9 protein-coding genes are annotated in these 8,892 nt (G+C 57.2%); all 9 read left to right on the top strand.

What is annotated here, in order from left to right; genetic code table 11:
* The coding region (locus ABWO67_RS17700; RefSeq protein ID WP_502930048.1) for an ABC transporter permease subunit at positions 1-506 on the top strand (506 nt) is incomplete at its 5' end.
* Positions 507-550: 44 nt separating this feature from the next.
* Positions 551-1,375 (top strand): urea ABC transporter ATP-binding protein UrtD, encoded by an 825-nt coding sequence (gene urtD, locus ABWO67_RS17705; protein ID WP_502930049.1) that lies wholly within the window; start codon positions 551-553, stop codon positions 1,373-1,375.
* Position 1,376: 1 nt separating this feature from the next.
* Positions 1,377-2,075 carry an urea ABC transporter ATP-binding subunit UrtE gene (gene urtE, locus ABWO67_RS17710; protein ID WP_353154135.1) on the top strand — a complete coding sequence of 233 codons (699 nt, stop codon included), beginning with the start codon at positions 1,377-1,379 and terminating at the stop codon, positions 2,073-2,075.
* Between the two features lie 119 nt (positions 2,076-2,194).
* Positions 2,195-2,872 carry a RadC family protein gene (radC, locus tag ABWO67_RS17715; protein WP_353154138.1) on the top strand — a complete coding sequence of 226 codons (678 nt, stop codon included), beginning with the start codon at positions 2,195-2,197 and terminating at the stop codon, positions 2,870-2,872.
* A gap of 30 nt (positions 2,873-2,902) precedes the next feature.
* Positions 2,903-3,541, top strand: coding sequence for an arylformamidase (kynB, locus tag ABWO67_RS17720; protein ID WP_353154141.1), 639 nt, complete (start codon positions 2,903-2,905; stop codon positions 3,539-3,541).
* Positions 3,542-3,556: 15 nt separating this feature from the next.
* Positions 3,557-4,414 (top strand): tryptophan 2,3-dioxygenase, encoded by an 858-nt coding sequence (kynA, locus tag ABWO67_RS17725; RefSeq protein ID WP_353154143.1) that lies wholly within the window; start codon positions 3,557-3,559, stop codon positions 4,412-4,414.
* 165 nt (positions 4,415-4,579) lie between these two features.
* Positions 4,580-4,849: a type B 50S ribosomal protein L31 gene (locus ABWO67_RS17730; RefSeq protein WP_353154146.1), complete on the top strand. Its 270-nt coding sequence runs from the start codon at positions 4,580-4,582 to the stop codon at positions 4,847-4,849.
* Between the two features lie 92 nt (positions 4,850-4,941).
* Positions 4,942-6,696, top strand: coding sequence for an ArnT family glycosyltransferase (locus tag ABWO67_RS17735; protein ID WP_353154149.1), 1,755 nt, complete (start codon positions 4,942-4,944; stop codon positions 6,694-6,696).
* Positions 6,693-8,105, top strand: a complete 1,413-nt coding sequence (locus ABWO67_RS17740; RefSeq protein WP_353154151.1) for an MATE family efflux transporter — start codon at positions 6,693-6,695, stop codon at positions 8,103-8,105. Before ABWO67_RS17735 ends, ABWO67_RS17740 begins: the two co-directional genes overlap by 4 nt.
* The last annotated feature ends 787 nt before the right edge of the window (positions 8,106-8,892 follow it).

Here is an 8,892-nt window from a genome sequence, read left to right on the forward strand (position 1 = left end):
CAGCAGCCAACACACGCGCTGCACTTTACTGGACCACACTGGCAGTCCTGACGGGATCGCTGATCTTCGCCCGCTGGATTACGCAATCCAAACTGGGTCGGGTTCTGACGGCTGTGCGAGACTCCGAGAGCCGCTTGCGCTTCATTGGATACGATCCCTTAGGGTTCAAGCTTTTCGTCTGGACGGTGTCGGCAATCATGTGCGGAATCGCCGGCGCCCTCTATGTTCCGCAGGTGGGGATTATTAACCCCAGCGAAATGTCGACCGAAAACTCGATAGAGATGGTGATCTGGGTTGCCACCGGAGGCCGCGGCACACTGATCGGCCCCCTGGTAGGCGCAGGTGTCGTGAACGGCCTGAAAACATGGTTCACCAGCGTTTTCCCCGAGTTCTGGCTATACGCCCTGGGCCTCATTTTTGTACTGACCACTTTATTCCTGCCCCAAGGCATTGTCGGCCTGGTGCGCCGTTTTGCCGCCCGTCGCTTCGGGAGAAGGACATCATGAAGCAAGCCCACGCTCGCCAATTGCAACACTTGCAGGTAGCCGTAATGCAGGAAAACTCAACCAGACAAGACATGGGCAGCAGTGCGTCCTATGGCCGCGTCGTCACCCCGGGGGTTGATGTCCGCCACGGCGTCATTCTGTATCTGGAAGGCATAACGGTAAGTTTCGACGGGTTCAAGGCCCTTAATAACCTTAGCCTGGATATCGGCGTGGGCGAACTGCGCTGCATCATTGGACCCAACGGCGCAGGCAAGACGACAATGATGGATGTCATTACCGGCAAGACAGCCCCCACCTGCGGAACCGCTTTTTTAGGCCAGAACATCGACCTGACAACGCTCAGTGAAACTGAAATCGCTCATGCTGGCATAGGAAGGAAATTCCAACGCCCTACGGTCTTCGAGAACCATACCGTGTTCGAGAATCTTGAACTTGCGATGAAGACCGATAAACGGGTCAAGCCTACCCTTTTCTCGAAACTTACCGGCGAGCAATCCGATGCGATCGGCTCCACCCTTGAAATGATACGCCTCAAGCATGAAGTATGGCGTCCGGCCGGCTTGCTATCGCATGGACAAAAGCAATGGCTGGAAATCGGTATGTTGCTAATGCAGAAACCGCAACTTCTATTGCTCGATGAGCCGGTAGCAGGCATGACCGATGCCGAGACCGAGCGTACCGGCGAGCTGCTTAACGAACTTAAAGGCCGCCATTCGCTGATGGTGGTGGAGCACGACATGGACTTTGTCACCAGCATTGCCGGTAACGGAAAAGTCACGGTGCTTCATGAAGGGTCCGTGCTGGCCGAAGGCACCATGGCGCAAGTCCAGTCTGACCAGCGCGTAATCGAAGTCTACCTGGGGCGCTGACATGCTGGATGTACAAGCAATCAATCAATACTATGGCGGCAGCCATACCCTTCGCGGTGTTTCATTGTCGTTAAAACAAGGGGAATGCCTTGCATTGCTGGGTCGTAATGGCGTCGGCAAAACCACCCTTCTGAAATGCCTGATGGGCGTGCTGCCTGTGGCTTCCGGCAGTATCCACTTCAATGGCGTCGACATCACCGGACTGGCGCCGCATCAGCGCGCTACGCGCGGTATCGCCTATGTTCCCCAGGGGCGTGACATTTTCGCTCGCCTGACGGTCGAGGAAAACATACTGATGGGCATGGCCACCAAGCCGGCCTCGGCGGCGCGACGCATCAAAGGTGAGATATTTGAACTATTTCCAGTATTAAAAACAATGCTTGGACGGCGAGGAGGCGACCTTTCCGGTGGCCAGCAGCAGCAACTGGCAATCGCCCGGGCCCTGGTTTCGGAGCCTAGACTGGTAATACTGGATGAGCCCACAGAAGGGATCCAGCCATCGATAATCAAAGATATCGCCAACGTTATACGCTTGCTGCGCGAGCGAGGCGATATCGGCATTTTGCTGTGCGAACAATACTTCGAGTTTGCGCGCGAGCTGGCCGATCAGTTTGTCGTGTTGTCTCGAGGCGAAGTCGTCGCAGCGGGCGACAAGTCGCAAATCGGGAGCGACGACGTGCGCAGGCATCTGTCGGTATGAACGGCAACTGACTGCTAGGTAAGAATCAGGACAGACAAAAGCGTTCACTGGATCGGAAGTAGAGGTCAAAATCTGTCACCGTAGAGGATCGTTACTGTTCCCCTACTTCAGAGCCTTTTATGACACTTCACACACCAGGCCCAAAAGCCGAGCGCCCCCGAGAGCGGCTGCTCGCCCATGGTGCTCATATTTTAACTTCTGCCGAGCTGCTGGCCATCATCCTGCGCACTGGCATCAAGGGTTGCGATGCCGTCAGCCTGGGACACAAGCTGATCGAGCAATTCCAGGGTTTACGGGGGCTGCTATCGGCCGATCCTCGAACATTGATGGGCGTCAGCGGCCTGGGCTCAGCCAAAACCTGCGAACTGCTGGCAATCAATGAATTGAACCGCCGCGCTCTGGAGGAAGACCTGAAGGCCGGCCATGCGCTGCATCAGCCGCAACGGGTCAAGCATTACTGCACTGCCAAATTGGGCCATCTGGCGGTGGAACACTGCATGGCGCTGTACCTGGACAGCCAATTACGCCTGATCGCCAGCGAAGAAATCTCGCGCGGCACACTCACCCAGGCATCGATTTACCCGCGGGAAGTCATCAAGGCAGGCCTGAAACATCACGCCGCAGCGCTGATTCTGGCTCATAATCATCCATCCGGCATATCGGAACCCAGCGAAGCCGACCTGGCGCTGACTCGCCATCTGAAGCATGCGCTGGCCCTGGTCGATATCCGGCTGCTTGATCACCTTATCGTTACCGCTTCGGGCGCAACGTCCCTGGCCGAACGCGGGCAGGTGTAGGATAGGCCAGCGCTTTACAGGAAAAGAACCATGCAAGACCTTTGGGATATTTCCCCTCCCATTTCACCCCGATCACCGGTATTTCCGGGCGATACGCCCTATAGTCAGCGCTGGAACGCCACAATCGGCCCGGGCTGCCCCGTCAATGTCAGCGAAATCACAATGTCCCCGCACGTAGGCGCACACGCCGATGCGCCCCTGCATTACGACGCCAGCGGCGCATCGGTCGGCGTGCTGGGGCTTGTGCCGTTTCTAGGGCCTTGCCGAGTTATTCATGCCATACACGCACGTCCCCTGATCACCTGCGATGACCTTCTGCCCTTTCTCGTTGATGCACCGCCACGGATACTGGTGCGGACTTGCAAAAAGGCCGACACTGAAGACTGGCGCGACGACTTCGCCGCTTTTGCTCCTGACACCATACGTTTTCTGGCCGAACGGGGAACGCTGCTGATAGGACTGGATACGCCCAGCATAGATCCCGCCGACAGCAAAACCCTGGACAGCCACCAAGCCATTTTGCACTACGATATGCGGGTACTGGAAAACCTGGTGCTAGACCACGTACCCCCTGGCGACTATGAACTTATCGCGTTGCCGTTGGCGCTGGTCGAGGCCGACGCCAGCCCCGTGCGGGCCATATTGCGATCCTTGCCCATCAACTACTAACCGGTCCCGCCGCTCATGAACCCCCAAGATACCGACCTTTCCGGTCCAGACAATGTCAACAGCGAAAAAGCCCAACTGGATTTTTCCAAAGACATGAGCTATGGCGACTACCTGCACCTGGATACCTTACTTGGCTCGCAGCACCCACTGTCACCCGAACACAACGAGATGCTGTTCATCGTGCAGCACCAAACCAGCGAACTCTGGATGAAACTGATGCTGCACGAATTGCAGGCGGCAATGCAAAACCTGGCCGCCGATCGTCTGCAACCCTGTTTCAAGATGCTGGCGCGTGTCAGCAAGATCATGGAGCAACTGGTACATGCCTGGGATGTTCTGGCCACCATGACCCCACCCGAATACTCTGCATTACGTCCCTATTTGGCGCAGTCCAGCGGTTTTCAAAGCTACCAGTACCGGCAGATCGAGTTTTCCCTCGGCAACAAGAATGCGGCCATGCTCAAACCGCACTCCCACCGCCCCGATCTGCTCGAGCAGGTCAAGCACGCTTACGAAGCGCCATCTTTATATGATGAAGCGCTAAGGGCCGTGCACAGGCAAGGGCTTCCCATACCTGCCGACTATCTTGAACGCGACTGGACACTTGGTTACACTGCCAGCGCCGAGGTCGAACAGGCATGGCTAACGGTATATCGCAACACGGACCAGTACTGGGATCTGTACCAATTAGGGGAAAAGCTGACCGACCTGGAAGACGCCTTCCGCCTATGGCGTTTCCGACATGTCACGACGGTTGAACGCATTATTGGCTTTAAGCGCGGTACCGGCGGTACATCGGGCGTGTCCTACCTGCGAAAAATGCTTGATACGGTGTTATTCCCAGAGCTCTGGCGCTTGCGAACCGATTTATAGCAACGGTCGCTCTGCAGCATCTGTGCAACTCCTGTCCACCAAACGTCATATTTGGCTTGGAAGCCTGCCCCACCCCATGCTAGAATGTTGAGCTACTTTGGATACGTGGTTAGTATATCTGCTAGCTGGCGACCCGCCCTTATGAAGATACAACAGGAATAGATCATGAAAGAAGGCATCCACCCCGAATACCGCGAAGTGGTGTTTCTGGATCAGCAAACAGGCACTAAGTTCATTTCGCGCTCCACGCTTCACAGCCGCGAAACCGTCGAACTCGACGGCAAGACCTACCCCTTGTTCAAGTGTGAAGTGACTTCGGAATCGCATCCGTTTTACACTGGCGCACAAACGCGCATCGTCGAAACCGGCCGCGTCGAGAAGTTCCGTGCCCGCTTTGCCCGCACCGCAGGCACGACTACCCGCAAGGCTTCCTAAGCCAGCTAGTTCTGCCCGTGTTTGCCAAAGGCAGCCTTCGGGCTGCCTTTTTAATTTAAGATAGCCTTATCTACCACTTAGGGCGCCCCCCAGTGTCTCCCAGCGACTCCCTTTCTACACCTGCTCGCCTAACGGCAACGGCAACTATTAAACTACCCCGACTATTCTTGCTGGTGGTAGGTGTCATTTATATTCTGGCAGGCCTGTTCTTTCGGGATCCCTGGAAAGCGGACGACGTGGTCGGCTTGGCCACCATGATGACCGCTCTGCAAGGCCAACCCACGGCCATGCTGCTTCCACAAATAGGAACGCTGGCCCATGCCCAAGACGGCCCGCTGGTCATGTGGGTGGGGGCTTTCAGCATCTGGCTGTTTTCCCCCTTCTTCGAATACTTCACCACCCCGCTGAATGCCGCCATTATCGCGTCGCGCCTTCCCAACTTGTTGTGGTTTGGCCTGCTCACCGCTTCGGTCTGGTACGGAAGTTACCTGTTAGGCAGGCGCCCGGAACCCCAGCCGCTTGCCCTCCCCTTTGGCGGCGAACCTACCGTGCGCGACTATGGCCGCATGATCGCCGACGCGGCTTTGCTGCTAATTGTGGCTACCGTAGGCATTCTATGGCGCATGCACGAAACGTCCGAAGTGCCGGCGCTTATCGCTTTTCAGGCTCTGGCGTTCTACGCTGTAGCACGTATGCTGGACCAACCTTTTTCGGGTTCGATTGTGCTGGGCGTGGCCGTAGGTGCGGCATTTCTGACACGCGGCTGGATAGGCGCACTGCCCATCATGCTGGCCATTCCTTTTTGTTTTCGTCCTCGCAGCGCCTTATGGCCGGAAAAAAAATGGCTGATCATTACCGTCGTCATCAGCCTCTCTATGGCCTTGCTGTGGTGGATTCCGGCCAAGCGTCTGGGCGACTACTGGACGCACAACTGGTGGTTATGGAATATTCAGTCATTCAGCTGGCCGCGCTACAGCGTGCTAACCAGCATGCTTCGCGATCTGCCGTGGTTTCTATGGCCGACGTGGCCGTTCGCCCTTCTGGCTCTATGGCGCTGGCGCTCATGGCTGGCAGCTCCGCATATATGGATACCCCTGATGTTTGCCGTGTGGCCTCTGGTCACCATGCTGTTTCTGGAAGATGTATTCGAACCTGAGTACAGCCTGATGGCGGTCCCCGCCGCCGTCCTGGCCGCCTTTGCACTGCCCACGTTGCGCCGCGGCGTTGTGAACTCGCTGGATTGGTTCGCGGTAATGTGTTTTTCGCTGACCACCGCCACAGTATGGCTGGGCTGGATCGCGCTGCAAACCGGGTGGCCACGCCAGATCGCTCACAATATCGCCCGCCAGACTCGTGGCTACGAGGCCTTCGTATCCTGGCCGGCGCTATTGATTGCCGGTTGCGGAACCCTGGCCTGGATAGCTTTGGTGCGTTGGCGCCTGCACAGCAAACCTGAAGCGCTGTGGCGAGGCACCGTACTTTCTGCGGGCGGGCTTATCGTAACCTGGCTTATGCTAGTTACCTTATGGATGCCAGTACTCGATTATGTGCGCAGCTACCGTAGCGTATCGGCGCAACTGGCATCGGCTCTGGAAACCCATAAAGCGCCGGGTGAATGCGTTCGGGCGCTTGGCGTAGGCACGGGGCAACGGGCATCATTCCTGGTGTTTAACGACATCAACTTTAGCTACGACTCAAGGTGCACGCTGATTCTGCAGCAAACATCGTCCGAGAGTGTTGCTAATGGTTCTGCCGCATTCTCCGACACCGGCACCGTAATATGGCAAGGAAAACGCGGAGCCGACCGCCACGAAATGTTCCGGTTGCTGCGTGTTGGAAAAGAATGAACGCACCTGCTCCGCAGCTTAGGGGCTTCGGGTTCTACGTCAAGGAAATCCTGCGCCAGGCTTGGCCCGTGCTGGTCAGCTCATGGGCCAGCATAGCGTTTGGCGTTATCGACACAGCGATGGCTGGTCACGCCAGCGCAGCCGATCTGCAAGCGATGGCGTTGGCGGCATCTATTTACATTACGGTATTTGTCGGACTGATGGGCGTCATCCACGCCCTGATCCCCATCATTGCACAGCATTTTGGCGGCGAACGCTATCTTGAGGTGGGACGAGCCTGGGGCCAGGGCGTATGGCTGGCGTTAGGCCTGTCGCTCATCGGCGCCGCCACCATGCTGTTTCCTAATGTCTGGCTGACACTTTCAGGCGAGGTCGACCCTGCGGTACGCAGCGGTATCACCTGGTATTTGCGTGCGCTTATCCTTGCGCTGCCTGCCGCGCTGACCTTTCGCACCATTTACTCTCTGTGTACCGCCATCTCACGCCCAAAAATCGTCATGACGATTAACTTGGTCAGTATTGTCTTCAAGTTTTTCTTCAACTGGGTATTCATATTTGGCAAGCTCGGACTACCCGCCATGGGCGCCGCGGGAGCCGGGCTGTCAACCGCCGTTGTAGCATGGCTGACATTAGGCGCCGGAATATGGGCGCTTAATCACGACCCCTTTTACCTACGCTTTAAACTTGGCCTGGGCAAGCCACATTGGCCAAGCCAGAAGGAACTGCTACGCCTTGGCATTCCCATGGGCGGCTCATATCTGGTCGAAGTATGCGCATTCAGCTTCATGGCTTTACTGGTTGCACGCGAAGGCATGTACGTCACCGGCGGACACCAGATCATGTCGAACCTGGCAGCTTTATGTTACATGATGCCGATGGCGGTAGGCATTGCCTGCGCATCGCTGACAGCGCAAGCAATCGGTGCAAAAGATATGCCAAGAGCCCGCAGAACAGGGATGGCCGGCGTTACGATCGTGGCGCTTGGCGCTGCGATGACCGCCACTGTACTGATTGCCGGCAAGGCCACTATTCTTCGCGCCTATACCGATGACGTTCAAGTTGCGATTGTCGCTGCGGCCCTGCTGCAGGTGTTGCCCTGGTTTCATTTATGCGATGCGATGCAATGTATAGGCTCTTATCTTTTACGTGCCTACAAAGTTGCGGTCGTGCCTTTGCTATTGCAAATCGTCGCGCTGACAGGACTTGGGCTGATAGGTGGGTGGTGGCTGGGATTCGGGCCGGCGGCGGGCACCCTGCAACCAGTCATCAACCGCGTAATGCCAGGCGCACCGGTAGGTGCAGCCAGCATGTGGCTGATGGCGCTGACGGGGCTGGGGTTATCGGCTGCTTTGCTGTTTGCCTGGTATGGGCATGTGGTCAGGGCGTACGCTCGTCGGGTTAGGGTTTAGTCTACGGCTGGCTTGTTGTGTTGGCGTGTTTGTCCGTTTCTTGAGCGGCGGCTGACACAGGGGGTGGGACTGGCTCAGCGCTTAGCGGCCCTGTGCTGTCGCCAGGGCTACCCGGGCCAAGTTTCATTTCCGGTGCGCCCGCGAACTCCCAGCGCTGACAGTCCACTGGACTGTCAGCAAGCGTGCTGGTCGAACATGCGCGGGCTTGCCTCACCGGAAATGAAACTTGGCCCGGCGCACGCTGACTTCGCCTGCCCCACCCCCTGTGCCAGCCGCCGTCGCATGAAAGGCTGGCCCAGACGGCTTCGGCCAGCAGCGTGTCTTGGCAAAGAGGTGGAGGTCTTAGCGACGTTCTGCGCATTGGCATACGGTGATTCGCATGCGCCCTTTAGCAACAGGCCATTCATATCAGACCATGCGCATCAGCCCACCAGCACCGACCATTAGCACCAGCCGATGGCCCTGTTCATCAGCAGCCTTACATCAGCAGCCGCCCGTCCATAAGAAAACTCGTCCATTTAGCGCAATTATGAGGTGCAGCAAGCGGGGTAAGCACGGCGAATTTTGAGCGCGCCGGGCAGGCAGCCTGGGATCAAGGGGGAAAGGCGCGCTGTCCGACCGGCACGCTTGCTGCCAGTCCAGTGGACTGGCAGCGCCGGGAGTTCGCGCCTGGCCTTGATCCCAGGCTGTCTGCGCGGAAAGTCCCGAAGGGACCGCAGCGATTATTCGCCTTGCTTACCCCGCTTGCTGCGCCGTCATAAAAACGAGCAAACGGGAATCATAAGAA

This window comes from Pollutimonas bauzanensis (assembly GCF_040393045.1).
In the GTDB taxonomy this organism is placed as follows: Bacteria; Pseudomonadota; Gammaproteobacteria; order Burkholderiales; family Burkholderiaceae_B; genus Pollutimonas; species Pollutimonas bauzanensis_A.

Bases quoted from the DNA above. Each gene is read 5' to 3' on its own strand.
- urtD (WP_502930049.1), top strand. From the start codon at position 551: ATGCAGGAAAACTCAACCAGACAAGACATGGGCAGCAGTGCGTCCTAT.
- urtE (WP_353154135.1), top strand. From the start codon at position 1,377: ATGCTGGATGTACAAGCAATCAATCAATACTATGGCGGCAGCCATACC.
- radC (WP_353154138.1), top strand. From the start codon at position 2,195: ATGACACTTCACACACCAGGCCCAAAAGCCGAGCGCCCCCGAGAGCGG.
- kynB (WP_353154141.1), top strand. From the start codon at position 2,903: ATGCAAGACCTTTGGGATATTTCCCCTCCCATTTCACCCCGATCACCG.
- kynA (WP_353154143.1), top strand. From the start codon at position 3,557: ATGAACCCCCAAGATACCGACCTTTCCGGTCCAGACAATGTCAACAGC.
- ABWO67_RS17730 (WP_353154146.1), top strand. From the start codon at position 4,580: ATGAAAGAAGGCATCCACCCCGAATACCGCGAAGTGGTGTTTCTGGAT.
- ABWO67_RS17740 (WP_353154151.1), top strand. From the start codon at position 6,693: ATGAACGCACCTGCTCCGCAGCTTAGGGGCTTCGGGTTCTACGTCAAG.